Source organism: Pseudomonas sp. FW305-25, assembly GCF_017351415.1.
In the GTDB taxonomy this organism is placed as follows: Bacteria; Pseudomonadota; Gammaproteobacteria; order Pseudomonadales; family Pseudomonadaceae; genus Aquipseudomonas; species Aquipseudomonas chlororaphis.
Genome location: NZ_JACNDE010000008.1, coordinates 56,836 through 81,910, shown reverse-complemented (window position 1 = coordinate 81,910; position 25,075 = coordinate 56,836). Strand labels below are relative to the sequence as shown.

Sequence of the window (25,075 nt, the reverse complement as noted above, 5' to 3'; positions counted from 1 at the left end):
GGTTCCGCCCGTTCAGAGCGTTTTTAAAAGTGCTCACTGCCATAACAATAAAGCACATGGAGTAGCGTCGATGACATCAGTAAACCAGTTCTGGCGCCGGGCGAAACTGCCTCTGGCCGTCAGTCTCGCCTCTACGCTCGCCGGACCTGCCTTCGGCGTCAGTTTCAACATCGGTGAAATCGAAGGTCAGTTCGACTCTTCTCTATCGCTGGGTGCGAGCTGGTCTACCCAGAGCCCCAACAAGAATCTGATTGGTGTCAACAACGGCGGTCATGGCCTGTCCCAGACCTCCGACGATGGCCACGCTAACTTCAAAAGCGGCGAAACCTTTTCCAAGATCTTCAAGGGCATCCATGACCTTGAACTGAAATACGGCGACACCGGCGTCTTCGTCCGTGGCAAGTACTGGTATGACTTCGAGCTCAAGGACGAAAGCCGCGAGTTCAAGGACATCAGCGACAGCAACCGCAAGGAAGGCGCCAAGTCCTCCGGCGGGCAGATCCTCGACGCCTTCATCTACCACAACTACTCGATCGCCGAGCAGCCGGGTTCCGTGCGCCTGGGCAAGCAAGTGGTGAGCTGGGGTGAAAGTACCTTCATCGGCGGCGGCATCAACTCGATCAACCCGATCGACGTATCGGCTTTCCGCCGTCCTGGTGCGGAGATCAAGGAAGGCCTGATCCCGGTCAACATGTTCTATGTCTCCCAGAGCCTGACCGAGAACCTCTCGGCCGAAGCCTTCTATCAGCTGGAATGGGACCAGACCGTCGTCGACAACTGCGGCACCTTCTTCTCCCAGCCGGACATCATCGCCGACGGTTGCAGCGACAACCTGCGCGTGTTGAACAAGCGCTCGACCATTCCGTCGATTGCCCTGGGGCCACTGGCTGCCGCGGGCGTCGACGTCAATCAGGAAGGCGTGCTGGTGCGTCGTGGCCCGGACCGCGATGCACGGGACAGCGGGCAGTGGGGCGTGTCCTTCAAGTACATGTACGAGCCGCTCGACACCGAGTTCGGCGCGTACTTCATGAACTACCACAGCCGTGCGCCGATCTTCAGCGCCACCGGTGCTCCGCAGTCGGTCTTCGACCGTGTCGCGGCCTTGCCTCCAGCGTTCCGCGCCCTGGGCCCACTGGTGGTGGCGGGCAGCTCCGAGTACTTCGTCGAGTACCCTGAGGACATCCGCCTCTACGGCCTGAGCTTCTCCACCACCTTGCCTACCGGTACCGCATGGAGCGGTGAGATCAGCTATCGCCCGAACGCTCCGGTGCAGCTGAACTCCACCGATATCCTGTTCGCCGGTGTTCGCCCCCTGGGCGGCACCCTGGCCAATGCCTCGTTGCTCGACGGCTCCCCGGGTCAGGACCTGCACGGCTATCGCCGTAAAGAGATCACCCAGCTGCAGACCACCTTCACCCACTTCTTCGATCAGATCATGGGCGCCAGCCGCCTGACCCTGGTTGGTGAAGTCGGCCTGACCTACGTGGGCGGCCTGGAAAGCACCTCCAAGGTTCGTTACGGCCGCGATCCGGTCTATGGCCCGGGCGAACTGCCTGCCACCGGCAGCCTGGACACCTGCTCGCAGATCCTCAATACCAGCACCATCAACGGCGCGGGCCCAGGCGCGGCGACCAACAATCGCAGCCGCAACTGTAACGACGACGGCTTCACCACCTCGACTTCCTGGGGTTATCGCGGTCGTGCAATCTGGGAATACAACGACGTGTTCGCCGGTGTGAACCTCAAGCCGAACGTGGCCTGGTCCCATGACGTCAGCGGTTACTCGCCTGGCCCTGGCGGCAACTTCGAGGAAGGTCGCAAGGCCATCAGCCTGGGCGTGGATGCCGAGTACCAGAACACCTACACCGCGAGCCTGGCGTACACCAACTTCTTCGACGGCAAGTACACCACCGTGGATGACCGTGACTTCGTGGCCCTCAGTTTCGGCGTGAACTTCTAAGCACTGCATTTTCAGGAAGAACAAGAATATGAAAGTAACCAAGAGTCTGTTGCAGGTCGGTGTCCTCGGGCTGTCGCTGCTGGCGACCGGGGTCATGGCCGCGGTCTCGGCCGATGAAGCGGCCAAGCTGGGTACCTCCCTGACGCCGATGGGCGCGGAAATGGCCGGTAACTCAGCCGGCACCATTCCGGCCTGGAAAGCCTTGCCGACCAACGCCGGCAGTGTGGATGGCAAGGGTTTCCTGTCCAACCCGTACGCCAGCGAGCAGCCGCAGTTCACCATCACCGCGCAGAACGTCGAGCAGTACAAGGACAAGCTGGCGCCAGGGCAGTACGCGATGTTCAAGCGCTACCCGGAAACCTACAAGATGCCGGTCTATCCTTCCCATCGCGGCGCCACGGTGCCAGCCGATGTGTTCGCCGCGATCAAGGAAAACGCCACCAAGACCAACCTGGTCAGCGGCGGCAACGGCCTGGAAAACTTCAAGACCGCCATTCCTTTCCCGATTCCGAAAAGCGGCGTGGAAGTCATCTGGAACCACATCACCCGCTATCGCGGCGGCAGCGTGACCCGCCTGGTGACCCAGGCGACGCCACAGGCCAACGGCTCCTTCAGCCTGGTGTACTTCCAGGACCAGTTCGTGTTCCGCGACAAGATGAAGGACTACGATCCGGCCAACCCGGGCAACATCCTGTTCTACTTCAAGCAGAAAGTGACCGCGCCGGCGCGTCTGGCCGGTGGTGTGCTGCTGGTGCACGAAACCCTCGACCAGGTGAAGGAGCCGCGTTCGGCGTGGGTCTACAACGCTGGCCAGCGTCGTGTGCGTCGCGCCCCGCAAGTGTCGTATGACGGTCCGGGTACCGCCGCCGACGGCCTGCGTACCTCCGACAACCTCGACATGTACAACGGTGCGCCGGACCGCTACGACTGGAAGCTGGAAGGCAAGAAGGAGATGTACATCGCCTCCAACAGCTACAAGCTCGACTCGCCGCAGCTGAAGTACGCCGAGATCATCAAGGCCGGCCACATCAACCAGGACTTGGCTCGCTACGAGCTGCGCCGTGTCTGGCACGTGGTCGCGACCCTGAAGGAAGGTCAGCGCCATATCTACGCCAAGCGTGACTTCTACATCGATGAAGACACCTGGCAGGCCGCAGTGATCGACCACTACGACGGTCGTGGCCAGCTGTGGCGCGTGGCCGAGGCGCATGCCGAGAACTATTACGACAAGCAAGTGCCGTGGTACGCCCTGGAAACCCTCTACGACCTGCAGTCCGGCCGTTACCTGGCACTGGGCATGAAGAACGAAGAGAAATCGGCCTACGACTTCGGCTTCACCGCCACCACCAGCGACTTCACTCCGGCGGCCCTGCGCCAGGATGGCGTTCGTTAACCCGCGGTAAATCGAGGCGCATCCTCGATCGACGCCCCGACTGGTTCGGGGCGTTTTTTATTGTCTGCGTTTTTCTACAAGGCCCGGGGTGGCCTCTGGAGCGAGCTTGCTCGCGAAAAAAACTCCAGACAATGCCACCTCCCGGTAAAACCGCGCTGCCCTTATCGCGAGCAAGCTCGCTCCTACTGGTACGCGGGGAACGCTGAAAAACCCGGTTGTATTCTTTTTCTATCCATCTGTAGCAAAAATCTTCAACAGGGGGCTTTTTACCGCTAGTCTGCCGACATCTGTATTGCCGACAACAGCACTTCAATAAGAGTTGGCCATGACTGATCTGTCCCGTATCCAGGGGCCTGCCGGTGCGGCCATTCCCGCGCCGGAAGGGCGCTTCTACCGACCTCCCTTGCCCGACGGCTACGTACTGCGGCCGCGTCTGTGCGAGCGCTTGAGCGCGGGCCTCAATGGCCGGCTGCTGTTGGTCAGCGCACCGGCCGGTTTTGGCAAGAGTTCGCTGGCGGTGGAGTTCTGCCAAAGCCTGCCGCCGCACTGGCGCAGCCTGTGGCTGGGGCTCAGTCGCCGGGACAGCGATCCGGGACGTTTTCTCGAACGCCTGCTTGAGGGGTTGCAACAATATTTCGCCCAACTGGGCAACCAATCCCTCGGGCTGCTGAAGATGCGCCAGCGCCACCAGCCCTTCGCCTTCGAAGAGTGGCTGGACGGGCTGCTCGATGAGTTGGCGGCCCATCTTTCCAGTGCTTCTCCCTTGTTGTTGGTACTGGACGATTACCACCTGGCCCAAGGGCCGGTGCTCGATCGCTGCCTGCAGTTCTTCCTCAATCATTTGCCCGATGGCTTGCTGGTGCTGGTAACCAGCCGCCAGCGCCCGGACTGGCACCTGGCGCGTCTGCGCCTGTCGCGGCAGTTGCTGGAGCTGCACGAACAGGACCTGCGCCTGACCTACGACGAATCCCTGACCCTGCTCGACTGGCACAGCAGTTCGCTGCGCGGCGAGGCGCTGGAAAACTTGATCCTGCGCAGCGAAGGCTGGGTGGCGGGGCTGCGCTTCTGGCTGTTGGCGGCCTCGGAGGCGGGCAGTGGCGCAACCTTGCCGCAGTCGCTGAATGGCGGCGAAGGCCTGATTCGCGATTATCTGCTGGAAGAAGTCATCGATTGCCTGCCTGCCGAGGTGCAGTCGTTCCTCTACGACACGGCGCCCCAGGAACGTTTCTGCAGCGACCTGTGCGATGCATTGCGCGAGTCCCACGACAGTGCCGAGATCCTGCGTTACCTGTTGGCCCACCAGGTATTCCTGGTGCCGCTGGACGAGCAGGGGCACTGGTACCGTTATCACCACCTGTTCTCCGACCTGCTGCGCACCCGGCCCACCGCCAACGCGATATTGCCGCCAGCCAGCCTGCACCTGCGGGCCTGTCGCTGGTTCAACGCCCAGGGGCTGCTGGACGAAGCGGTGGAGCAGGCGTTGCGCGCCGGGCACCTGGACGTGGCGGCGAACCTGGTACAGAACCTGTCCGAGGAACAACTGCTGGCCGAGCAGAACGTCGGCATGCTGCTGCGCTGGAAAATGGACTTGCCCGACAGCCTGCTGATCAGCACCCCGCGGCTGATCGTGCTGTACAGCTGGGCGCTGGGGCTGGCGTGCCAGTTGGATGCCGCCGAGGAGCTGGCCAGCCATTTGAGCCGCTTCCTGCCAGCCCCCTCGGCCACCGCGCAGAAATCCATGCTGGCGCAATGGCTGGCCTTGAGCGGGATCGTCGCCCGCGGACGGGGGAATCGCGAGCTGACCCTGCTGTACTGCACCGAAGCCCTGGAAACCTTGCCCCAGAAACGTTACGGGCAGCGGCTGGTGTGCCTGTCGACCCTGTCCAACCTGGCGATCGCCGATGGCGACCTGTGGCGTGCCCGGGGGCTCAACCGCGAGTCCCTGGAACTGGCGCAGCGGGTCGGCAACCCCTTGTTCGAGGCCCTGGCCCATTACGACCGGGCCCGGGTGCTGCAAGCCCGCGGCGAGATCCTGCGGGCGCTGGATGAAGTCCGCCAGGGCTTGCAGCGCTTGTATGGCCTGTCGGCGCAACGCCTGTACGCGATACGGGCGCGGCTGACGCTGTACGAAGGTTACCTGCTGGCGTTGCGCTGCCAGCCCGAGACCGGACTGGCGCGCCTGCGGGCGGGGCTGGTCGAGGCACGGGCCTGTCGCGATATCAGCGTGCTGATCGGCCATTGCGTGATCGCCAACCTGGAAGGTCACAACGGTGAATTTGCCAAGGCCTTTGCCGAGCTGGCCGAGGCTGAACGCCTGATGCACATCTGGGACGTACCGCCGATCTACTACCTGGCGATGATCACCCTGGTCAAATGCGAACTCTGGCTGGCCCAGGGCCGCACCGACCTGGCGCAGGCCTGGCTGGCTCGCCTGGGGCAGACCTACACCGGCGACCAGGCTGCCGCCGCGCCGGAGTTTCATCCACAGCTGCCGCTGCATATCGAGTTGCAGCAAGCCTTGCTCGACAGCATCCAGGGCGAGCCGACCCTGGCCGAGCAGCGCCTGGACAAACTGCTGGAGCATGGCCGGCAGACCGGGCGGCAGATGCTCAATGTGATGGCGCTGAACCAGAAGGTCGCGCTGTTGCTGGCCCAGGGGCGCGACCCCGAGGCCCGACAGGCCTTTGCCCAGGCGCTGGAGGCTGCCGTGGGCGGGGCATTGCAACCCTTCGAATGGGCGGTGCGGGCGCATCCGGCCTGGGTTCGCGAGCAACTTCAGCAGGGGGCGGCGACACCACTGCGCCAGACCTTGCTCGAACGCCTGCCGGCCGCCGTGGCACGTGATTCCCTGGAGCAGCATCACGGCGAAGCCCTCAGCTCCCGCGAGCTGGCGGTGCTGCAACTGATCGCCCAGGGCTGTTCCAACCAGGAAATCAGCGATCAGTTGTTTATCTCGCTGCACACCGTGAAGACCCATGCCAGCCATATCAACAGCAAGCTGGGGGTGGAGCGTCGCACCCAGGCCGTGGCCCGGGCCCAGGAGTTGGGATTACTGGGCTGATTGAGCGCTCAGCTGATCTTGCAGGTATCGTCCTCGGCTCGCTCCTGGGGCGAAGCAGGTGGCTCTGCGGTGTTGAAGTCCAGGGTCACGGTGAAGCGCTGTTGTTCGGTGAGGACCTGGATGTGCCAGCCCAGCCTGGCGCACAACTGGCGCATCAGCTCCAGGCCCAGGCCGTAGCCGAAGTCGCTGGATTCTTCTGACTGGCTGGTATCACGGATACGGTTGACGATGCGCAGTTGCAGCTGTTCGAAGGTGATTTCGATGCTGCCTTCTTCAGCATATTGCAGGGCATTGCGCAGAAAGTTACCAACCACGATTCGGCAGGCGGTCAGGGGCAGGCGACAAGGCTCGTTGCTGATGTCGAGGATCAGTTCGATATCCCGCTTGCCGATCAGGTAGCGATGCTCCTGGATCAATTCGTTGAACAACTCGGCCATGTCGATGGCTTCTTCCGGCAAGGGTTCAGCGCGCTCGCGGCTCATCCACAGTAGCGTCTCGGCAATGCGCTGCATGTTCAGCACCGAGCGTTCGATACGTTGCAGAGGCAGGGGCAGCGAGCCCCCGGCCTGCAGGGTCAGCAGTTCCAGGTTGGCCTTGAGCACAGCCAGCGGCGTGCGTAACTCATGGCTGGTGTAGCGCAGCAGGCGCCCTTCGCGCTGGCTGGCGGCCTGCACCTGCTGCACGCTCTGGGCCAGGGAGTCGGCCAGGACATTGAACTCCTTGAAGCGGAAATTCGGGCGTTGGCTGGACACCTCCTCCGGATCTTTCAGGGTGGTGGACCACTGGGCCAGCCGGCCGAGAGGACGCACCAGCCACCAGACCAGCAGGGCGATGATGATCAGTGCCGGGATGAATACCGCCAGACTGATGACATTAATGCTGTTCAGTTCGTGATCGAGATAGGCATCCGACAACGGGGTCTCGACCTCGCCACCTTCTTCATGGTCGTGGTCGACATCGAACATGTAGAGGATTTTGCCGTCACCCAGGGGCTGGGCCAGGATCGCCTTGACTTCATCCTGTCCATCGGCGTCCAGTTCACCGAACACCTGCACGGCGCCGAAGGACAGGGTTGGCGGCGTATCCAGTAACTGGCGAATTTTCGGCGGCAGCGCTTCCTTGCCGATAACGCTGCTGAAGAAATAGTTCTGCGGCGGGGCAAGGCTTGGGTCTTTCTTGTAGTGCCTGACGAAATACAGGGCTTCTTCTTCCATCATGGCGCTGGCGGTATAGAGCAGGCCTCGGATGCTATAGCTCGATAGCAGCTGGCTGTAGATCAGCAGCACCACGGCGATCAACAGCAGGAAACTGCCGCTGATCACCCATTTCAGACTCAGCCCTTTACGCATGGAGTCCTCAACTGCACACCGACGCCAGAAATAGTGTGGATCAGCGCTTGGCTGAAATCCTTGTCCACCGCCTTGCGCAAGCGGTGCATGTGCACCTTGAGGGTGTTGCTGTCCGGCGGCTCGTCGCCCCAGACCGTTGCCTCGAGACGTTCGCGCCCCACCGGCTCGGGACTGGCACGCATCAGGCATTCCAGCAGGGTCCAGCAGGTGGGCGACAGGTGCAGTTCCTGTCCGGCGCGGCTGACCTTGCGGGTGGACAGATCCATGGTCAGGTCGGCCACTTGCAGGCGGCTGGCCTGGCCGCTGCGCCGCAGGCTCAGGGCGCGGATCCTGGCCACCAGTTCGGCCAGTTCGAAGGGCTTGACCAGGTAATCGTCGGCGCCCATGGCAAAGCTGGCGAGCTTGTCCGGCAGGGCATCCAGCGAGGTGAGCATCAGGATCGGTGTCTGTTTGCCCTGTTCGCGCAGCTGTTTGCACAGCTGTTGGCCGTCCAGGCGCGGCAGCATGATGTCCAGCAGGATCACATCATAGTGTTGGCTCAGCGCCAGGTTCAGGCCGGTCTGGCCATTACTGGCGTGATCGCAGACGATCCCGCTGATCTCCAGGTATTCGATGACGGTGTTGGCCAGGTCGAGGTTGTCCTCGACCAGCAGCAGGTGGATATGCACGGGAACGTCCCCTTGGACCTGTGTCGCTCAGTGGCCCAGAGGATAACGGAGCCGGCGCGTTTTTTACCGATGTTTACCTGGCGTTAACCCGCCGGGCTCTAGGGTGGCGGCTTTTACACCAAGAGAGCGCCACCATGAACCTGTCTCCCGTCGTCAAAGGCATTCTGCTGGTCTTGATTGTCATCGGCCTGATGGCCTGTGCCTTGTCGCCCGGCACGTCTGTGGCGCGCCTGGGCGGGGGTGGGCCGCTGTCAGGGTTCTTGACCGGGAATGGGGGTGGGCTGGCAGCAGGATCGGGCTCTATTGCCTATGCCTTCTGAAAAGACCTGCGCGGGTTACACCGACCAGTTGGTGTTGTGCCTGTTGCTGATTCTTTGCGTGGCGCTTGCGCTGGGCACCTATATCGTCCGGCTCAATGCGCGTATCGATCAACAGCGTGAACTGTCGCCGGTGCATCTGCTGGAGTGCGGCAACGGGCGTGGGGCTTTTATCGTCGATCCCCACGGCCGGCGCAGCAGCAGTGACAATTGTTATCTGATCGAAGAGGATGAATAGCCGATGTAGCGGCCCCAGGAAAATCCGGCACTGAGTTCAAGCGCAAGAAACGTAGTTCTTGCGCTTGAATGTCGATCTACAGTGCAGGCGTACCGAGATGAAGGCCAGGTCCGGGCCTGATCTCCCTGGAAGATAAAGGAGGCTTACCATGTCCTGCGTATTCAAATTGATCAACTCGCCCGTCGGTCAACTGACCCTGGTTGCCAGAGGCACGAAGCTCGCCGCGATTCTCTGGGAGAACGAACGCGAAAACCGGGTGCGTCTCGGCCCGTTGCAGCCTGCCGACGATCATCCGGTCTTGCTGGAAACCGAACGCCAGCTCAAGGAGTACTTTGCCGGCAGCCGCGATCGCTTCGAACTGGAACTGGACTTTATCGGCACCGAGTTCCAGCGCAAGGTCTGGCAGGCGCTGCTGACCATTCCTTTCGGTGAAACCCGCAGCTACAGCCAGATTGCCGCGCAGGTGGGCAGTCCCAAGGCCGTGCGCGCAGTCGGTGCGGCCAATGGCCGGAACCCGATCTCGATCATCGCACCTTGCCACCGGGTGATCGGCGCCTCGGGCAGCCTCACCGGTTTTGCCGGCGGCCTGCAGGCCAAGCAGTTTCTGCTGGCGCTGGAAGGCGAGGAAACCCTGCAGTTGGCGTTCTGACTGTGAATGATTGCCGCCCCGGGGGCGTGGGCGGCAGTTGTCGTTGTCTGCATTGCGCGGCAAAGCAGCGGCTGCAAGCTGTGCGAGAATGGCCCATCGATTTCTTCAGGAACATCCCATGGAAGCCGCCAAGCCCACTCTTATTCGCGAAACCTTCCCCGTCGGCCCCTTGCAGTGCAACTGCACGATCATTGGCGATCCTGTTACAAAAAAGGCCATAGTCGTCGACCCGGGCGGCAATCCCGACCTGATCATGGCGCGGCTCGACGCGCTGGGGCTGAAGGTGGTGAGTATTATTCATACCCATGCCCACCTGGATCACTTCCTGGCCTCCGGACAGATGAAGGAGAAAACCGGCGCGACCCTGCACCTGCACAAGGAGGATCAGTTCCTCTGGGACAACCTGGAGATGCAGTGCAGCATGTTCGGCGTGCCTTACACGCCGGTACCGGCACCGGATCGCTGGCTGGCGGACGACGAAGAACTGGCCTGCGGTTGCGGCGTGGCCCTGCATACGCCGGGACATACCCCGGGTTCCATGAGCTTCTGGTTCGCAGAGGCTAAGCTGCTGATTGCCGGCGACACGTTGTTCAAGCGCGGGGTAGGGCGCACGGATCTGTGGGGGGGCGACCAGGCCACCATCGTGCGTTCGATCAAGCAGCGTCTGTACACCCTCGATGAAGACGCGACTGTGGTGGCCGGGCATGGTCCGGACACCCGCCTGGGCGATGAAATGCGTGAAAATCCCTTTGTCAGGGCCTGACCTTTGCTGTCAAAAGTTTCACGGAATTTTTGTCATTGGCCGTGTTCAAACGCCTGCAAAGGTCTGTTGCCAACGTCCGCTGCATCACAGAATGAAAAAAGTAGGAGCTTCTCCATGTTCACCTCGCGTCGTTTGATCGTTGTTGCTACCGCTGTGGCCTTGTTGTCCGGCTGTGCTTCGCCTAACCCCTATGACAATCAGGGGCAGGCCGACGGCTCCACGGGCATGAGCAAAACTGCAAAATACGGTGGCCTGGGTGCCTTGGCCGGTGCGCTGGCCGGTGCCGCCATCGACCACAACAACCGTGGCAAGGGCGCGCTGATCGGCGCCGCGGTAGTCGGTGCTTCCGCCGCCGGCTACGGCTACTACGCCGACCAGCAGGAAAAGAAACTGCGTGCCAGCATGGCCAATACCGGGGTCGAAGTGCAGCGCCAGGGCGATCAGATCAAACTGATCATGCCGGGCAACATCACCTTCGCCACCGATTCGGCGAACATCGCCCCAAGCTTCTATCAACCGCTGAACAACCTGGCCAACTCCCTCAAGGAGTTCAACCAGAACCAGATCGAAATCGTCGGCTACACCGACAGCACCGGCAGCCGCCAGCACAACATGGACCTGTCCCAGCGTCGCGCCCAGAGCGTGGCGACCTACCTGACCTCGCAAGGTGTCAGCGGTGCGAACCTGTCGGCCCGTGGCGCTGGCCCGGATAACCCGATCGCCAGCAACGGCGACGTCAATGGCCGTGCGCAGAACCGTCGGGTGGAAGTGAACCTCAAGGCGATTCCTGGCCAGCAGTATGGTGGTCAGCAGCAACAGCCGGGTACGGTTCAGCAGTATCCGTAACTGATCGTTTGAATGAAGAAATGCCCGATCCTGTGATCGGGCATTTTTGTGTGTGGCCTTTTCCGGCCTCTTCGCAGGCTTGCCCGCGAAGAGGTCCGATCAGCCGCTATCAAATCACCAGATACAAAAAAGCCCCCGGACAACCGAATTGTCCGGGGGCTTTTTACTGGACGCGAAGCCTGATTACTTCTTCAGACCATAATGCTCGTCGAGCATGCCAGGCGCGTTAGGCGTCTTTGGCGCGTAGTCCCGTGGTGGTTCCTGGTCGCGCGGTGGCGTCAGGCGTTCCCGTGGAGCCTGCACCGAGTCGGAGTGCAGCGCGGCCAGCAGGCGTTGGCGGGTCAACTCGTCCAGGGCCAGGCGGTTGGCGCCCTCGGCGAGGTGGTCCTGCACTTCCTGATAGCTTTGAGTGAGTTTTTTCACCAGGGTGGCGGTGCTGTTGAAGTGGGTGACCACTTCGTTCTGATAGCTGTCAAAACGTTCCTGAATATCATCCAGCTGACGTTGCGTGCGGTTAGGCGCGGCATTCGGCAGCAGGCGAGCGACCAGAAATCCAATGGCGACACCCGCGATCAGGGCAAGAGTCGGCAACAACCAAACTAGGAGCGAGTGTTCCACGAGTCCTTCCTCTATAAACGGCTTTGCTTTACGTTAACGGCTCGAACCTGCGCTGTATACCGCGATTCACTCGCAATAGATTGGCACAGACAATTTGCTAGACGAGTCGACCCGATTCGAGGTCACGGAGTTCCTTCCTTGCTTATGCGTGAAACCCCCGTAGTGATTGCCGGCCCGGTCGGCCAACTGGAAGCCCTGTATCTGGATGTCGCCGACGCCCGTGGCGTGGCGCTGATCTGCCATCCGAACCCGGTGCAGGGCGGCACCATGCTCAACAAGGTGGTCTCGACCCTGCAACGTACGGCGCGTGACGCCGGCCTGATCACCTTGCGTTTCAACTACCGTGGCGTCGGCGCCAGCGAAGGCAGCCACGACATGGGCAGCGGTGAAGTCGACGACGCGCAGGCGGCTGCCGAATGGCTGCGGGCCAAGCACCCGGACTTGCCGATGACCCTGCTCGGCTTCTCCTTCGGCGGCTTCGTCGCCGCCAGCCTCGGCGGGCGCCTAGAGGCCCGCGGCGAGCCGCTCAAGCACCTGTTCATGGTCGCTGCCGCCGTGATGCGTTTGCGCGATAGCGACCTGCTGCCGCAGAACTGCCCGCTGACCCTGATCCAGCCGGAAACCGACGAAGTGGTCGACCCGCAGCTGGTCTATGACTGGTCCGACGCGCTTGAGCGCCCCCATGAGCTGCTGAAAGTGGCAGAATGCGGACACTTTTTTCATGGCAAGCTCACCGATCTCAAGGATCTGGTACTGCCACGACTCTCGAATTGATTGCAGTCTGATAAGCGATTACCCATGACTACTCGTACGCGCATCCTCACCGGCATCACCACCACCGGCACGCCGCACCTGGGCAACTACGCCGGCGCCATCCGCCCGGCGATCCTCGCCAGCCGCGACAGCAATGCCGACTCGTTCTACTTCCTGGCCGACTATCACGCGCTGATCAAGTGCGATGACCCGCTGCGTATCCAGCGCTCGCGCCTGGAAATCGCCGCGACCTGGCTGGCCGGTGGCCTGGATGTGGAGCGCGTGACTTTCTATCGCCAGTCGGACATCCCGGAAATCCCGGAGCTGACCTGGTTGCTGACCTGCGTGGCGGCCAAGGGCCTGCTCAACCGTGCTCACGCCTACAAGGCTTCGGTGGATAAAAACGTCGAGACCGGTGAAGACCCGGACGCCGGCATCACCATGGGCCTGTACAGCTACCCGGTGCTGATGGCCGCGGACATCCTGATGTTCAACGCCCACAAGGTGCCGGTCGGTCGCGACCAGATCCAGCACGTGGAAATGGCCCGTGATATCGGCCAGCGCTTCAACCATCTGTTCGGCCAGGGCAAGGAGTTCTTCACCATGCCCGAGGCGCTGATCGAGGAAAGCGTCGCCACCTTGCCGGGCCTCGATGGCCGCAAGATGTCCAAGAGCTACGACAACACCATCCCGTTGTTCAGCAGCGCCAAGGACATGAAGGACGCGATCTCGCGCATCGTCACCGACTCCCGCGCTCCTGGCGAAGCCAAGGACCCGGACAACGCTCACCTGTTCACCCTGTTCCAGGCTTTCGCGACGCCGGCCCAGGCTGACGAATTCCGCAGCGAGCTGCTGCAGGGCCTGGGTTGGGGCGAGGCGAAGAATCGTCTGTTCCAGCTGCTGGACAACCAGTTGGGTGAGGCGCGCGAGCGTTATCACCAGTTGATCGAGCGTCCTTCGGACCTGGAAGACATCCTCCAGGCCGGCGCCAAGAAAGCCCGCGCCGTGGCCACGCCATTCCTCAACGAGCTGCGCGAGGCCGTGGGCCTGCGTTCGTTCGTCAATCAGGTACAAGTGGCGGCGACCACCAAGAAGAAAGCGGCCAAGGCCGCGCGCTTCGTCAGCTTCCGCGAAGACGACGGCAGCTTCCGTTTCCGCCTGCTGGCCGCCGATGGCGAGCAACTGTTGCTGTCGCGCAACTTCGCCGACGGCAAGACCGCAGGTGCAGTGACCAAGCAACTGCAATCCGGCCAGGCTCTGGATCTGCGCACTGAAGCGCTGGGTTTCAGCGTGTGGCTGGAAGGCGAGTGCGTGGCCGATAGCCCGGCCTTTGCCGACACGGCGGCCCGCGATGCGGCGATCGATGCGCTGCGCGTCGCCCTGGCGCCTGTGCAGGACTAACCGCAATCTCCCGACCAAGGGCTGATTGCCATTCTCAAGGGCCGTCGCTACAGTGACGGCCCGTTTTTGTTGCCTTGCTAACGAATTATGACGCCCCTAGAACGATACCAAGCTGATCTGAAACGCCCGGAGTTCTTCCACGACGCCGCGCAGGAAACCGCCGTGCGTCATTTGCAGCGCCTGTACGACGATCTGATCGCCGCGTCGAACAACAAGCCGGGCCTGCTGGGCAAGCTGTTTGGCAAGAAAGACCAGGTGCCGGTCAAGGGCCTGTACTTCTGGGGCGGGGTAGGGCGTGGCAAGACGTATCTGGTCGATACCTTCTTTGAAGCCCTGCCGTTCAAGCAGAAGGTCCGTACTCACTTCCACCGCTTCATGAAGCGTGTGCACGAGGAGATGAAAACCCTGGGCGGCGAGAAGAACCCGCTGACCATCATCGCCAAGCGCTTCGCCGACGAGGCCCGGGTGATCTGCTTCGACGAATTCTTTGTTTCCGACATCACCGACGCGATGATCCTCGGCACGCTGATGGAAGAGCTGTTCAAGAACGGCGTGACCCTGGTGGCTACCTCGAACATCGTGCCGGACGGCCTGTACAAGGACGGCCTGCAACGTGCGCGTTTCCTGCCGGCCATTGCCCTGATCAAGCAGCACACCGAGATCGTCAACGTCGACAGTGGCGTCGACTACCGTCTGCGTCACCTGGAGCAGGCCGAGTTGTTCCACTTCCCGCTGGACGAAGCGGCCCACGAAAGCCTGCGCAAGAGCTTCCGTGCGCTGACGCCGGAATGCACCCAGGCGGTGGAAAACGATGTGCTGATCGTCGAGAACCGCGAAATCCGCGCCCTGCGTACCTGCGATGACGTGGCCTGGTTCGACTTCCGCGAACTGTGCGATGGCCCACGCAGCCAGAATGACTACATCGAGCTGGGCAAGATCTTCCACGCCGTGCTGGTCAGCGGTGTCGAGCAGATGAGCGTCGCCACCGACGATATCGCCCGTCGCTTCATCAACATGGTCGACGAGTTCTACGACCGTAACGTCAAGCTGATCATTTCCGCTGAAGTCGAGCTCAAGGATCTGTACACCGGCGGCCGCCTGACCTTCGAGTTCCAGCGCACCCTCAGCCGTCTGCTGGAAATGCAGTCCCACGAGTTCCTCTCGCGGGCGCACAAGCCTTAACGGTTTCCGGATAAAAAGAAGGGCCTGCATTGCAGGCCCTTTTTCATTTACGCGGCTTGTTGGTGAAACTGCTGCCGGTACTGGTTCGGTGACAGCTCGGTGTGCTGGCGGAACAGGCGGGCGAAGAAGCTCGCATCGTCATAGCCGACCTCGTAGCTGATGGTCTTGATGCTCTTGCGCGTCCCCGAGAGCAGGCCCTTGGCGGTTTCGATGCGCAGGCGCTGCAGGTAATGCAGGGGTTTGTCGCCGGTGGCGGTCTGGAAGCGGCGCATGAAATTGCGAATGCTCATGCCATGTTCGCGGGCCACGTCCTCGAAGCGGAACTTGTCGGCGAAATGCTCTTCGAGCCAGTGCTGGATCTGCAGGATGATCACGTCCTGGTGCAGCTTCTGGCCGCCAAAGCCGATACGCCCCGGGGAATAGCTGCGCTGCACTTCATAGAGAATGTCGCGGGCCACGGCCTGGGCCACGTTGGCGCCGCAGAAACGCTCGATCAGGTAGATGTACAGGTCGCAGGCCGAAGTGGTGCCGCCGGCGCAATACAGGTTGTCGGCGTCGGTCAGGTGCTTGTCCTGATTGAGCTGGACCTTGGGGAAGCGTTCGCTGAAGGCATTGAAGAAACGCCAGTAAGTGGTGGCTTCCTTGCCGTCGAGCAACCCGGCTTCGGCCAGCCAGAACACCCCGGTGGCCTCGCCGCAGAGCACGGCGCCGCGGGCGTGTTGCTGGCGCAGCCAGGGCAGGATCTGTGGATAACGTTGGCAGAGGGTTTCGAAATCGTCCCAGAACGCCGGGAGGATGATCACGTCGGTATCTTCCAGGCCGCCGTCCACCGGCATGATCACGTTGCTGAAGCTGCATACCGGTTTGCCATCGGGGCTGACCAGGCGGGTTTCGAAGGCCGGGGTCAGGCCCTGGCCCAGCTGCTTGCCGTAGCGCAGGCTGGCCAGATGGAAGAAATCCTTGGCTTGCATGAGGGTGGAGGCGAAAACCCGGTCGATGGCCAGGATGCTGACGCGCCGCAAGGGCGTGGAGGTTTGGTTAGACATAATTCAATTGTTCTTATAGGGGAAAGTGGTCACCAGACGGCTGGATCGTCTTATTTTTTGTCGGATGTGTCCAGTGTCCTGTGTCGTACGCGTGGGCTTAGGCTCTGTGGGCCAATCCCGGCTAACAATAACGACAGGTGGCCCCATGATCCCCAGAACCTTGTTCAGCTCCGAGCACGAACTCTTTCGTGACAGCGTACGTACCTTCCTGGAAAAGGAGGCCGTGCCATTCCATGGGCAATGGGAAAAACAGGGCTACATCGACCGCGCCTTGTGGAACAAGGCCGGTGAGGCGGGAATGCTCTGCTCCCATCTCCCCGAGGAGTACGGCGGACTGGGGGCTGACTTTCTCTATAGCGCGGTAGTGATCGAGGAGGTAGGGCGCCTTGGTCTGACCGGTATCGGCTTCTCCCTGCATTCCGATATCGTCGCGCCTTACATCCTGCATTACGGCAGCGAGGCGCTGAAGCACAAGTACCTGCCGAAACTGGTGTCCGGCGAGATGGTCACGGCCATTGCCATGACCGAGCCAGGCGCCGGCTCCGACCTGCAGGGGGTCAAGACCACTGCGGTGCTGGACGGTGACGACTATGTGATCAACGGCTCCAAGACCTTTATCACCAACGGTTATCTGGCCGATCTGGTGATTGTCGTGGCCAAGACCGATCCGAAGGCCGGCGCCAAGGGCACCAGCCTGTTCCTGGTGGAGGCGGATACGCCCGGTTTTTCCAAGGGCAAACGCCTGGAAAAGGTCGGTATGAAGGCCCAGGACACTTCCGAACTTTTCTTCCAGGACGTCCGTGTGCCCAAGGAAAACCTGCTGGGGCAGGCCGGAATGGGCTTTGCCTACCTGATGCAGGAGTTGCCGCAGGAGCGTTTGACGGTGGCGGTAGGCGGTCTGGCGTCAGCCGAGGCGGCATTGCAGTGGACCCTGGAGTACACCCGCGAGCGCAAGGCCTTCGGCAAATCGATCGCCGACTTCCAGAACACCCGCTTCAAACTGGCGGAAATGGCCACCGAGATCCAAATCGGCCGGGTCTTCGTCGACCGCTGCCTGGAATTGCATCTGCAAGGCAAGCTCGATGTACCGACCGCCGCCATGGCCAAGTACTGGGGCACGGACCTGCAATGCAAGGTGCTCGACGAATGCGTGCAGTTGCACGGCGGTTACGGCTTCATGTGGGAGTACCCGGTGGCCCGGGCCTGGGCGGATGCGCGGGTGCAGCGGATCTATGCCGGGACCAACGAGATCATGAAGGAAATCATCGCGCGTTCCCTGTAGCGGCATTGGGTTGCGCGTAGGAGCGAGCCAGGTAGGCTCGCTCCTACGAGCGGGTTACGGCGCCGGATTCGGGTGGTCCTTGTGGATCGCCTCGATGCCGGCCAGCACCTCATTCGACAGCTTCAGCTCGAGACTGGCGATATTGCTGTCCAGTTGTTCGAGGGTGGTCGCCCCAATAATGTTGCTGGTGACGAACGGTTGCTGGGTGACGAATGCCAGGGCCATTTGCGCCGGATCCAGGCCGTGCTCGCGGGCCAGGGCGACATAGCGGCTGCAGGCCGCTTCCGATTGCGGGTTGAAGTAGCGGCTGAAGCGGCTGTACAGGCTCAGGCGGCCTTTGGCCGGGCGCGCGCCGCCTTCGTATTTGCCGGAGAGGAAGCCGAACGCCAGTGGCGAATAGGCCAGCAATCCACATTGTTCGCGAATGGCGATTTCCGCCAGGCCCACTTCAAAGCTGCGGTTGAGCAGGTTGTAGGGGTTCTGGATCGATACCGCCCGTGGCCAGCCGCGGCTCTCGGCGAGGGCCAGGAACTTCATGGTGCCCCAGGGGGTTTCGTTGGACAGGCCAATGTGGCGGATCTTGCCGGCCTTGACCTGCTCATCCAGGGCTTCGAGGGTTTCCTCCAGCGGGGTGAAGTCTTCTTCCTTGTGCTTGTAGCCCAGTTGGCCGAAGAAGTTGGTGCTGCGCTCTGGCCAATGCAGCTGGTAGAGGTCGATCCAGTCGGTCTGCAGGCGCTTGAGGCTGGCGTCCAAGGCTTGGACTATGTGCTTGCGGTTGTGTTTGAGCTGGTTGTCGCGAATGTAGTCGATGGTGTTGCCGGGGCCGGCGATCTTGCTCGCCAGGATCCAGTCGGCGCGATCGCCGCGAGCCTTGAACCAGTTACCGATGTAGCGCTCGGTGGTGGCATAGGTTTCGGCCTTTGGCGGCACCGGGTACATCTCCGCGGTGTCGATGAAATTGATCCCGGCAGCCTTGGCCCGTTCGATCTGGGCGAAGGCCTCGGACTCGCTGTTTTGCTCGCCCCAGGTCATGGTTCCCAGGCAGATTGCACTCACGTTCAGGTCGGTCCGGCCTAGCTGGCGATAGTCCATCGGGTGCTCCTTCGGCAAAACAATCATAAAAGCAGGTTGAATTTTTTTTCGCAATCTGCATAATTCCGCAGCTCTTTCTGCAGTGGAAGTGATGCGCCGCCTGCCGAAGAATCTTGCCGTATAACGGACGCGCTGACCCGAGCCCCCGATAGCGTCTGTATCCGGCTGCCTTTGACTTGTCAAAGTACGCACTATTCAGTAAGATCCGCCGTCTAATTTACAGGGCGGCCCCTGAGGCTATAAAGAATGAAAACTTTTACTGCTAAACCGGAAACAGTTAAGCGCGACTGGTTTGTCGTCGACGCTGCTGGTCAGACCCTGGGTCGTCTGGCCACCGAAATCGCGAGCCGTCTGCGTGGCAAGCACAAGCCTGAGTACACCCCTCACGTCGACACCGGTGACTACATCGTCGTGATCAACGCTGAGCAAGTACGTGTTACTGGCGCTAAAACCACTGACAAAATGTACTACTCCCACTCCGGTTTCCCGGGCGGCATCAAGTCGATCAACTTTGAAAAGCTGATCGCCAAGGCCCCTGAGCGCGTGATCGAGACCGCGGTAAAAGGCATGCTGCCTAAGAACCCGCTGGGTCGCGACATGTACCGTAAGCTGAAAGTCTATGCGGGCGCTGCACACCCTCATACTGCTCAGCAGCCCCAAGAACTGAAGATTTAACGGAATAGTTCATTATGTCGGCGACTCAAAATTACGGCACTGGCCGTCGCAAGACTGCAACCGCACGCGTTTTCCTGCGTCCGGGCACTGGCAACATCTCCATCAACAACCGCTCCCTGGATAACTTCTTCGGCCGCGAAACTGCCCGCATGGTAGTTCGTCAGCCGCTGGAACTGACCGAGACCGTCGAGAAGTTCGACATCTACGTCACCGTTATCGGCGGTGGTGTGAGTGGCCAAGCTGGCGCAATCCGCCACGGCATCACTCGCGCTCTGATGGATTACGACGAAACTCTGCGCAGCGCTCTGCGTAAAGCCGGTTTCGTAACCCGTGACGCACGTGAAGTTGAACGTAAGAAAGTTGGTCTGCGTAAAGCGCGTAAGCGTCCGCAGTACTCGAAGCGTTAATTCGCTTTCGCGTTCAAAAAACGCCCAGTCTCCTTACGGAGCTGGGCGTTTTTTTATGGGTGATTATTTTGCGCTGTGACAACTTGCCACATCTGCAGAGCCCCTATACTACAGGGCTTGGGGCAGGGCCAAGTTGGTAATTACCTTGTCAGAGTAGGGGCTTTTCATTACCATTCGGCAAAATTTTTATAAGTTCAGATTTTTACTTAGTAGATGCCTGATTTAACAGGCCACAAAGCTGATGGGAGAGGACTGAATGAGCAATGACGGCGTGAATGCAGGCCGGCGTCGCTTCCTTGTAGCAGCCACATCCGTGGTGGGTGCTGCAGGAGCGGTGGGGGCTGCGGTCCCGTTCGTGGGGTCATGGTTTCCCAGTGCCAAGGCGAAAGCCGCAGGGGCACCGGTGAAAGTGAATATCAGCAAGATCGACCCAGGTCAGCAGATGATTGCTGAGTGGCGTGGTCAGCCGGTATTCATCGTCCGCCGCACACAGGAAATCCTGGGGAATCTCAAAAAGATCGAGGGTCAACTTTCCGACCCCGACTCCAAGAACTCTGTCCAACCAACCTACGTCGACCCGGAAGTGCGTTCGATCAAGCCAGAGATTCTGCTGCTGATCGGTATCTGCACCCACCTGGGTTGCTCACCGACTTTCCGCCCTGAAGTGGCGCCTGCGGATCTGGGCAAGGATTGGGTAGGTGGCTATTTCTGCCCTTGCCACGGTTCCCACTACGATCTGGCTGGCCGCGTCTACAAGTCGCAACCTGCGCCTTTGAACCTGCCAGTACCCCCGCATTCCTATGAGTCGGACGACCTTATTGTCATCGGCGTCGATACGGAGAAAGCGTGATGAGCAAGTTCATGGATTGGGTTGATGCGCGCTTCCCCGCGACCAAAATGTGGGAAGACCATCTCAGCAAGTATTACGCCCCGAAGAACTTCAACTTCTTCTACTTCTTTGGTTCCCTGGCTCTGCTGGTTCTGGTTAACCAGATCGTCACCGGCGTCTGGCTGACCATGAGCTACACCCCGTCGGCGGAAGAGGCTTTCGCTTCCGTCGAATACATCATGCGCGACGTCGAGTACGGCTCGATCCTGCGTCTGTTGCACTCCACTGGCGCCTCGGCGTTCTTCATCGTGGTCTATCTGCACATGTTCCGTGGCCTGCTCTACGGTTCCTACCAGAAGCCGCGTGAGCTGGTGTGGCTGTTCGGCATGCTGATCTACCTGGCGCTGATGGCCGAAGCCTTCATGGGCTACCTGCTGCCTTGGGGGCAAATGTCCTATTGGGGCGCCCAGGTGATCATCTCGCTGTTTGGTGCGATCCCGGTCATCGGTAACGACCTGACCCAGTGGATTCGTGGTGACTACCTGATTTCCGGTATTACCCTGAACCGCTTCTTCGCCTTGCACGTAGTGGCCCTGCCAATCGTGATTCTCGGTCTGGTAGTGCTGCACATCCTGGCGCTGCACGAAGTGGGTTCGAACAACCCGGATGGCGTGGACATCAAGAAGCACAAAGACGAAAACGGCGTACCGCTGGATGGCATCGCTTTCCACCCGTACTACACCGTGAAAGACATCGTCGGCGTGGTGGTGTTCCTGTTCATCTTCTGCTCGATCGTGTTCTTCTTCCCGGAAATGGGTGGTTATTTCCTCGAGAAGCCGAACTTCGAACAGGCCAACCCGTTCAAGACGCCTGAGCATATTGCCCCGGTTTGGTACTTCACCCCGTTCTACGCGATTCTGCGCGCGGTTCCGGACAAGCTGCTGGGCGTGATTGCGATGGGCGCGGCGATCGCCGTGTTGTTCGTGCTGCCATGGCTCGATCGCAGCCCGGTCAAATCCATGCGCTACAAGGGTTGGCTGAGCAAGATCTGGCTGGTGGTGTTCTGCATCTCGTTCGTGATCCTGGGGATCCTCGGCGTTCTGGCACCGACGCCGGGTCGCACGCTGCTGTCGCAGGTATGTACCTTCCTGTACTTCGCCTACTTCATTCTGATGCCGTTCTACACCAGGCTCGAGAAGACCAAACCGGTTCCGGAAAGGGTGACTGGCTGATGAAAAAGCTATTTGCTGTACTGATTCTTGCTGCTATGCCTGTACTGTCCTTCGCGGCCGAACACGGTGGTCCCGAGCTGGAAAAAGTCGACATCGACGTCTCCGACAAGGCCGCCATGCAGGATGGCGCACGGACATTCGCCAACTACTGCATGGGCTGCCACAGCGCCAAGTTCCAACGCTATGAGCGCGTTGCCGACGATCTGGGGATTCCTCACGATCTGATGATGAGCAAGCTGGTGTTCACCGGTGCGAAAATCGGCGATCACATGAGCATCGGCATGCAGCCGGCTGACGCCAAGACCTGGTTCGGTGCGGCTCCGCCCGACCTGACCCTGGTGGCTCGTGTGCGTGGTACCGACTGGCTCTATGGCTACCTGCGCTCCTTCTACGAAGACCCTGCGCGTCCATGGGGCGTGAACAACAAGGTCTTCCCGAACGTGGGTATGCCTAACGTCCTGGTCGGCCTGCAGGGGCGCCAGGTTGTTGGCTGCAAACAGGTGCAGATCGTCGAAGACGGCAAGAAGCAATACGATCCGCTGACCGGTACCGCTTTGACCCATGAAGCCTGCGACCAGCTGACCGTGCTGCCAAAAACCGGCACGCTCAACGAAGAGCAGTTCGACGAGAAGGTCAAGAACCTGGTGACCTTCCTGGCCTACTCGGCCAACCCGGTCAAGCTGGAGCATCAACGTATCGGCACCTATGTGTTACTGTATCTGGCCTTCTTCTTCGTGTTCGCCTATCTGCTCAAGCGCGAATACTGGAAAGACGTTCATTGATAAAGCTGTAATTCATTGCTGTTAATCGTGCGCGCCCAAGGGCGTCTCTGAAGGTGTAACGAGTCTGGATCATCCAGGCGTTACGGGAGGCGCCCTCTGGGCGCGCTCGTTTTTCTGCTTCCGATAATTTCAACAAGCGAGGAGGACCGCCATGGGCGTGACCAATCGGTTGGCCTGTTACTCCGACCCCGCCGACCACTATTCCCACCGGGTACGTATCGTGCTCGCAGAGAAGGGTGTCAGCGCCGAGATCATCAGTGTGGAGGCGGGGCGTCAGCCGCCGAAGCTGATCGAAGTGAACCCTTACGGCAGTCTGCCCACCCTGGTCGATCGTGACCTGGCGTTGTGGGAGTCGACCGTGGTGATGGAATATCTGGATGAGCGTTACCCGCACCCGCCACTACTGCCGGTTTACCCAGTGGCGCGTGCCAACAGCCGTCTGCTGATTCATCGGATCCAGCGTGACTGGTGTGGGCTGGTGGATCTGATCCTGGATTCCCGGACCAAGGAAGCCGCTCGGGCTCAGGCTCGCAAAGAGCTGCGCGAGAGCCTGACCGGCGTTTCGCCGCTGTTCGCGGAGAAGCCGTTTTTCCTCAGTGAGGAACAAAGTCTGGTGGATTGCTGCCTATTACCAATACTCTGGAGATTACCGGTCCTGGGTATTGAATTGCCACGGCAAGCCAAGCCGTTGCTTGATTACATGGAGCGCCAGTTCGCCCGTGAGACGTTCCAGGCAAGTCTGTCTGGCGTCGAACGCGACATGCGCTAAGGCTTAAGGAGCCGCTATGAACTCCAGTCGACCTTATCTGGTCCGCGCGCTCTACGAGTGGATTGTGGACAACGATTGCACCCCGCATATGCTGGTCAATTCCGAATACCCGGCGGTGCAGGTGCCTCAGGGTTTCGCCAGTGACGGACAGATCGTCCTGAATATTTCGCCGAGTGCCGTGCGTCATTTGCACATGGATAACGAGGTGGTGACTTTCGAGGGGCGCTTCGGTGGCGTCCCGCATAGCTTGTACGTCCCTGTGCCGGCGATCCTGGGCATTTATGCCCGGGAGAATGGTCAGGGTATGGTGTTCGATCTGGAGTCGCCCGTGGATGACGAGGACGATGAAATCGAGCCGGATGATGATATTCCACCACCGGATAACGAGCCGCCGCGTCCAAGCGGTCGACCGAGTCTGAAGGTCGTGAAGTAATAAAAAAGGCGATCCATCCGGATCGCCTTTTTTGTGCCCGTACCTTTCGCCTGTATCAGTCGATGTATTCGAACAGTTTGACGATTTTCTGCACGCCGGAAACGCCCTGTACCAGATTGGTCGCCTGGGTGGCTTCCTGTTGGGTCAGCAGGCCCAGCAGGTAGACGATGCCGTTTTCCGTCACGACCTTGATGCGCGAGCCTGGAATGCTGGCATCGGTCAGCATCTGGGTCTTGATCTTGGTGGTCAGCCAGGCATCGTTCTGCCGGGCCAGCAGGGAAGAGGGCGGTAGAACCTGCAGTTCATTGTGGACTTTCTTCACCCGTTGCACGGCGCTGGCGGCCTGCTCGGCGAGTGTCTTGAGGTCGGCGCGCGGGGTCTGGCCAGCCAGCAGGACGATTCCGTTGAAGCTGGTCACCACGATGTGCGAATTGTGGTCCAGGTCCGGACTGGCCTTGGCGACGTTCACTTCGACTTTGGTCTGGATCAGTGAGTCATCGATCTTGCTGCCGAAGGTGCGGGTGCCGCGGTCATCTTCGATCGGGCTTTCGCGGGTGGCGGTAATCACCGAGCTGCAACCGCTGATGCTCAAGGCTAGGGTCAGGGCCAGTAGGCCAAGGCGATTAGGGGTCATTCTTCACTCCCGAACAGTTGGCTGTCGATCAAGTCGCAGAGGCAGTGGATCGCCAGCAGGTGGACTTCCTGGATACGTGCAGTGACATTGGCCGGTACGCGAATCTCGACATCTTCCGGCAATAGCAGGGACGCCATGCCGCCGCCATCGCGACCGGTCAATGCTACGACAATCATTTCGCGATCATGTGCGGCCTGGATCGCTTGAATAATATTCGCCGAGTTGCCGCTGGTGGAGATCGCCAGCAGGACATCGCCAGGCTGGCCCAGGGCGCGAATCTGCTTGGAAAAGACTTCGTTGTAGCTGTAGTCGTTGGCGATCGAGGTAATCGTCGAGCTGTCGGTGGTCAGCGCAATGGCTGGCAGGCTCGGGCGCTCGCGCTCGAAACGGTTGAGCAGTTCGGAGGAGAAGTGCTGGGCATCGCCGGCCGAGCCACCGTTGCCGCAGGAAAGCATTTTTCCTTCGTTGAGCAGGGCGTTGACCATGACCTGGCTGGCTTGCTCGATGTGCGGTGCAAGTACGTCCATCGCCTGCTGCTTGGTGTCGATACTGGCCTGAAAAAGCTGGCGAATTCGGGATTGCATGTCCATCTGTGTGACCTTAAGTGGCGCGGCTTTCTGGCACATGAATGTGCTGCCCGCAAAGCAAAGAGCAAAAATGTTGAGTGAAAATGTCCGGCTCGGCCCGAGAGCGTCG

The 25,075-nt window shown here is 60.6% G+C and carries 26 protein-coding genes; 19 read left to right on the top strand and 7 right to left on the bottom strand.

The features are described 5' to 3' along the window. Positions 1-70: 70 nt before the first annotated feature. From J4E58_RS10215 to J4E58_RS10205, 3 genes are all read left to right on the top strand, one after another. The gene (locus tag J4E58_RS10215) at positions 71-1,960 is read left to right on the top strand and encodes a DUF1302 domain-containing protein (protein ID WP_087092019.1); all 1,890 of its coding nucleotides are present in this window, start codon (positions 71-73) and stop codon (positions 1,958-1,960) included. 28 nt (positions 1,961-1,988) lie between these two features. Continuing rightward, entirely contained in the window at positions 1,989-3,353 is a 1,365-nt protein-coding gene (locus J4E58_RS10210) for a DUF1329 domain-containing protein (protein WP_007928419.1), read from the top strand. A 325-nt stretch (positions 3,354-3,678) separates the two neighbouring features. Next, positions 3,679-6,414: a LuxR C-terminal-related transcriptional regulator gene (locus tag J4E58_RS10205; protein ID WP_087092018.1), complete on the top strand. Its 2,736-nt coding sequence runs from the start codon at positions 3,679-3,681 to the stop codon at positions 6,412-6,414. An 8-nt stretch (positions 6,415-6,422) separates the two neighbouring features. Here J4E58_RS10205 and J4E58_RS10200 read toward each other — a convergent pair whose 3' ends face one another. Both J4E58_RS10200 and J4E58_RS10195 read right to left on the bottom strand, forming a co-directional pair. Beyond that, positions 6,423-7,763, bottom strand: a complete 1,341-nt coding sequence (locus J4E58_RS10200) for a HAMP domain-containing sensor histidine kinase (protein ID WP_087092017.1) — start codon at positions 7,761-7,763, stop codon at positions 6,423-6,425. Beyond that, the gene (locus J4E58_RS10195) at positions 7,748-8,431 is read right to left on the bottom strand and encodes a response regulator transcription factor (RefSeq protein WP_087092016.1); all 684 of its coding nucleotides are present in this window, start codon (positions 8,429-8,431) and stop codon (positions 7,748-7,750) included. Before J4E58_RS10195 ends, J4E58_RS10200 begins: the two co-directional genes overlap by 16 nt. A gap of 134 nt (positions 8,432-8,565) precedes the next feature. On the opposite strand from J4E58_RS10195, the gene J4E58_RS10190 reads away from it, so the two are divergent. The 5 genes from J4E58_RS10190 to J4E58_RS10170 all read left to right on the top strand — a co-directional run bounded on the left by J4E58_RS10190 (position 8,566) and on the right by J4E58_RS10170 (position 11,244). Then, entirely contained in the window at positions 8,566-8,751 is a 186-nt protein-coding gene (locus J4E58_RS10190) for a hypothetical protein (protein WP_087092015.1), read from the top strand. Further along, positions 8,741-8,986: a hypothetical protein gene (locus J4E58_RS10185; RefSeq protein WP_172963001.1), complete on the top strand. Its 246-nt coding sequence runs from the start codon at positions 8,741-8,743 to the stop codon at positions 8,984-8,986. Before J4E58_RS10190 ends, J4E58_RS10185 begins: the two co-directional genes overlap by 11 nt. 148 nt (positions 8,987-9,134) lie before the next feature. Further along, the gene (locus tag J4E58_RS10180; RefSeq protein WP_087092013.1) at positions 9,135-9,635 is read left to right on the top strand and encodes a methylated-DNA--[protein]-cysteine S-methyltransferase; all 501 of its coding nucleotides are present in this window, start codon (positions 9,135-9,137) and stop codon (positions 9,633-9,635) included. Positions 9,636-9,753: 118 nt separating this feature from the next. Further along, a complete protein-coding gene (locus J4E58_RS10175; RefSeq protein WP_007928426.1) occupies positions 9,754-10,398 on the top strand; it encodes an MBL fold metallo-hydrolase in 645 nt (214 codons plus the stop codon). A gap of 114 nt (positions 10,399-10,512) precedes the next feature. Then, positions 10,513-11,244 (top strand): OmpA family lipoprotein, encoded by a 732-nt coding sequence (locus tag J4E58_RS10170; RefSeq protein WP_009045527.1) that lies wholly within the window; start codon positions 10,513-10,515, stop codon positions 11,242-11,244. A gap of 183 nt (positions 11,245-11,427) precedes the next feature. Here the strand turns inward: J4E58_RS10170 and J4E58_RS10165 are convergent, their stop codons facing one another. Then, positions 11,428-11,862: a YhcB family protein gene (locus J4E58_RS10165; RefSeq protein WP_007928428.1), complete on the bottom strand. Its 435-nt coding sequence runs from the start codon at positions 11,860-11,862 to the stop codon at positions 11,428-11,430. 144 nt (positions 11,863-12,006) lie between these two features. On the opposite strand from J4E58_RS10165, the gene J4E58_RS10160 reads away from it, so the two are divergent. The 3 genes from J4E58_RS10160 (at position 12,007) to zapE (ending at position 15,198) form a co-directional block, all read left to right on the top strand. After that, positions 12,007-12,636, top strand: a complete 630-nt coding sequence (locus J4E58_RS10160; RefSeq protein ID WP_053262572.1) for an alpha/beta hydrolase — start codon at positions 12,007-12,009, stop codon at positions 12,634-12,636. A 24-nt stretch (positions 12,637-12,660) separates the two neighbouring features. Continuing rightward, entirely contained in the window at positions 12,661-14,016 is a 1,356-nt protein-coding gene (locus J4E58_RS10155; protein ID WP_087092012.1) for a tryptophan--tRNA ligase, read from the top strand. A gap of 87 nt (positions 14,017-14,103) precedes the next feature. Then, on the top strand, positions 14,104-15,198 hold the full coding sequence (gene zapE / locus J4E58_RS10150; RefSeq protein ID WP_007928431.1) for a cell division protein ZapE: 1,095 nt from the start codon (positions 14,104-14,106) through the stop codon (positions 15,196-15,198). A 47-nt stretch (positions 15,199-15,245) separates the two neighbouring features. Here the strand turns inward: zapE and J4E58_RS10145 are convergent, their stop codons facing one another. Continuing rightward, entirely contained in the window at positions 15,246-16,145 is a 900-nt protein-coding gene (locus J4E58_RS10145; RefSeq protein WP_172963002.1) for a GlxA family transcriptional regulator, read from the bottom strand. Positions 16,146-16,389: 244 nt separating this feature from the next. Between J4E58_RS10145 and J4E58_RS10140 the strand changes: the two genes are divergently transcribed. Further along, positions 16,390-17,526 carry an acyl-CoA dehydrogenase family protein gene (locus tag J4E58_RS10140; protein ID WP_016703546.1) on the top strand — a complete coding sequence of 379 codons (1,137 nt, stop codon included), beginning with the start codon at positions 16,390-16,392 and terminating at the stop codon, positions 17,524-17,526. A gap of 54 nt (positions 17,527-17,580) precedes the next feature. On the opposite strand, the gene J4E58_RS10135 is transcribed toward J4E58_RS10140, so the two are convergent. Continuing rightward, entirely contained in the window at positions 17,581-18,618 is a 1,038-nt protein-coding gene (locus tag J4E58_RS10135) for an NADP(H)-dependent aldo-keto reductase (protein WP_087092011.1), read from the bottom strand. Positions 18,619-18,864: 246 nt separating this feature from the next. Here J4E58_RS10135 and rplM point away from each other — a divergent pair, with 246 nt between their 5' ends. From rplM to J4E58_RS10100, 7 genes are all read left to right on the top strand, one after another. Continuing rightward, positions 18,865-19,293 (top strand): 50S ribosomal protein L13, encoded by a 429-nt coding sequence (rplM, locus tag J4E58_RS10130; RefSeq protein ID WP_007928449.1) that lies wholly within the window; start codon positions 18,865-18,867, stop codon positions 19,291-19,293. Between the two features lie 14 nt (positions 19,294-19,307). Further along, positions 19,308-19,700, top strand: coding sequence for a 30S ribosomal protein S9 (gene rpsI, locus J4E58_RS10125; RefSeq protein ID WP_003228056.1), 393 nt, complete (start codon positions 19,308-19,310; stop codon positions 19,698-19,700). Between the two features lie 256 nt (positions 19,701-19,956). After that, positions 19,957-20,550: a ubiquinol-cytochrome c reductase iron-sulfur subunit gene (gene petA / locus J4E58_RS10120; RefSeq protein ID WP_007928454.1), complete on the top strand. Its 594-nt coding sequence runs from the start codon at positions 19,957-19,959 to the stop codon at positions 20,548-20,550. Then, positions 20,550-21,761, top strand: coding sequence for a cytochrome bc complex cytochrome b subunit (locus J4E58_RS10115; RefSeq protein WP_007928456.1), 1,212 nt, complete (start codon positions 20,550-20,552; stop codon positions 21,759-21,761). Before petA ends, J4E58_RS10115 begins: the two co-directional genes overlap by 1 nt. Further along, positions 21,761-22,543 (top strand): cytochrome c1, encoded by a 783-nt coding sequence (locus tag J4E58_RS10110; RefSeq protein WP_007928459.1) that lies wholly within the window; start codon positions 21,761-21,763, stop codon positions 22,541-22,543. The genes J4E58_RS10115 and J4E58_RS10110 overlap by 1 nt, the downstream gene beginning before the upstream one ends. Before the next feature lie 151 nt (positions 22,544-22,694). Then, complete coding sequence (locus J4E58_RS10105) at positions 22,695-23,312, top strand: glutathione S-transferase N-terminal domain-containing protein (protein WP_087092010.1); 618 nt, start codon at positions 22,695-22,697, stop codon at positions 23,310-23,312. Positions 23,313-23,328: 16 nt separating this feature from the next. Next, entirely contained in the window at positions 23,329-23,745 is a 417-nt protein-coding gene (locus J4E58_RS10100; RefSeq protein ID WP_007928461.1) for a ClpXP protease specificity-enhancing factor, read from the top strand. 55 nt (positions 23,746-23,800) lie between these two features. Here J4E58_RS10100 and J4E58_RS10095 read toward each other — a convergent pair whose 3' ends face one another. Further along, positions 23,801-24,379 carry a BON domain-containing protein gene (locus J4E58_RS10095; RefSeq protein ID WP_007928462.1) on the bottom strand — a complete coding sequence of 193 codons (579 nt, stop codon included), beginning with the start codon at positions 24,377-24,379 and terminating at the stop codon, positions 23,801-23,803. Beyond that, positions 24,376-24,969, bottom strand: a complete 594-nt coding sequence (locus tag J4E58_RS10090) for a phosphoheptose isomerase (RefSeq protein WP_007928463.1) — start codon at positions 24,967-24,969, stop codon at positions 24,376-24,378. The genes J4E58_RS10095 and J4E58_RS10090 overlap by 4 nt, the downstream gene beginning before the upstream one ends. Positions 24,970-25,075 lie beyond the last annotated feature (106 nt).

Bases quoted from the DNA above. Each gene is read 5' to 3' on its own strand.
- J4E58_RS10155 (WP_087092012.1), top strand. From the start codon at position 12,661: ATGACTACTCGTACGCGCATCCTCACCGGCATCACCACCACCGGCACG.
- J4E58_RS10090 (WP_007928463.1), bottom strand. From the start codon at position 24,969: ATGGACATGCAATCCCGAATTCGCCAGCTTTTTCAGGCCAGTATCGAC.
- rpsI (WP_003228056.1), top strand. From the start codon at position 19,308: ATGTCGGCGACTCAAAATTACGGCACTGGCCGTCGCAAGACTGCAACC.
- J4E58_RS10135 (WP_087092011.1), bottom strand. From the start codon at position 18,618: ATGGACTATCGCCAGCTAGGCCGGACCGACCTGAACGTGAGTGCAATC.
- J4E58_RS10200 (WP_087092017.1), bottom strand. From the start codon at position 7,763: ATGCGTAAAGGGCTGAGTCTGAAATGGGTGATCAGCGGCAGTTTCCTG.
- J4E58_RS10110 (WP_007928459.1), top strand. From the start codon at position 21,761: ATGAAAAAGCTATTTGCTGTACTGATTCTTGCTGCTATGCCTGTACTG.
- J4E58_RS10180 (WP_087092013.1), top strand. From the start codon at position 9,135: ATGTCCTGCGTATTCAAATTGATCAACTCGCCCGTCGGTCAACTGACC.
- J4E58_RS10140 (WP_016703546.1), top strand. From the start codon at position 16,390: ATGATCCCCAGAACCTTGTTCAGCTCCGAGCACGAACTCTTTCGTGAC.
- J4E58_RS10205 (WP_087092018.1), top strand. From the start codon at position 3,679: ATGACTGATCTGTCCCGTATCCAGGGGCCTGCCGGTGCGGCCATTCCC.
- J4E58_RS10190 (WP_087092015.1), top strand. From the start codon at position 8,566: ATGAACCTGTCTCCCGTCGTCAAAGGCATTCTGCTGGTCTTGATTGTC.
- rplM (WP_007928449.1), top strand. From the start codon at position 18,865: ATGAAAACTTTTACTGCTAAACCGGAAACAGTTAAGCGCGACTGGTTT.
- J4E58_RS10185 (WP_172963001.1), top strand. From the start codon at position 8,741: ATGCCTTCTGAAAAGACCTGCGCGGGTTACACCGACCAGTTGGTGTTG.
- J4E58_RS10175 (WP_007928426.1), top strand. From the start codon at position 9,754: ATGGAAGCCGCCAAGCCCACTCTTATTCGCGAAACCTTCCCCGTCGGC.
- J4E58_RS10095 (WP_007928462.1), bottom strand. From the start codon at position 24,379: ATGACCCCTAATCGCCTTGGCCTACTGGCCCTGACCCTAGCCTTGAGC.
- J4E58_RS10210 (WP_007928419.1), top strand. From the start codon at position 1,989: ATGAAAGTAACCAAGAGTCTGTTGCAGGTCGGTGTCCTCGGGCTGTCG.
- zapE (WP_007928431.1), top strand. From the start codon at position 14,104: ATGACGCCCCTAGAACGATACCAAGCTGATCTGAAACGCCCGGAGTTC.
- petA (WP_007928454.1), top strand. From the start codon at position 19,957: ATGAGCAATGACGGCGTGAATGCAGGCCGGCGTCGCTTCCTTGTAGCA.
- J4E58_RS10100 (WP_007928461.1), top strand. From the start codon at position 23,329: ATGAACTCCAGTCGACCTTATCTGGTCCGCGCGCTCTACGAGTGGATT.
- J4E58_RS10170 (WP_009045527.1), top strand. From the start codon at position 10,513: ATGTTCACCTCGCGTCGTTTGATCGTTGTTGCTACCGCTGTGGCCTTG.
- J4E58_RS10115 (WP_007928456.1), top strand. From the start codon at position 20,550: ATGAGCAAGTTCATGGATTGGGTTGATGCGCGCTTCCCCGCGACCAAA.
- J4E58_RS10215 (WP_087092019.1), top strand. From the start codon at position 71: ATGACATCAGTAAACCAGTTCTGGCGCCGGGCGAAACTGCCTCTGGCC.
- J4E58_RS10105 (WP_087092010.1), top strand. From the start codon at position 22,695: ATGGGCGTGACCAATCGGTTGGCCTGTTACTCCGACCCCGCCGACCAC.
- J4E58_RS10160 (WP_053262572.1), top strand. From the start codon at position 12,007: ATGCGTGAAACCCCCGTAGTGATTGCCGGCCCGGTCGGCCAACTGGAA.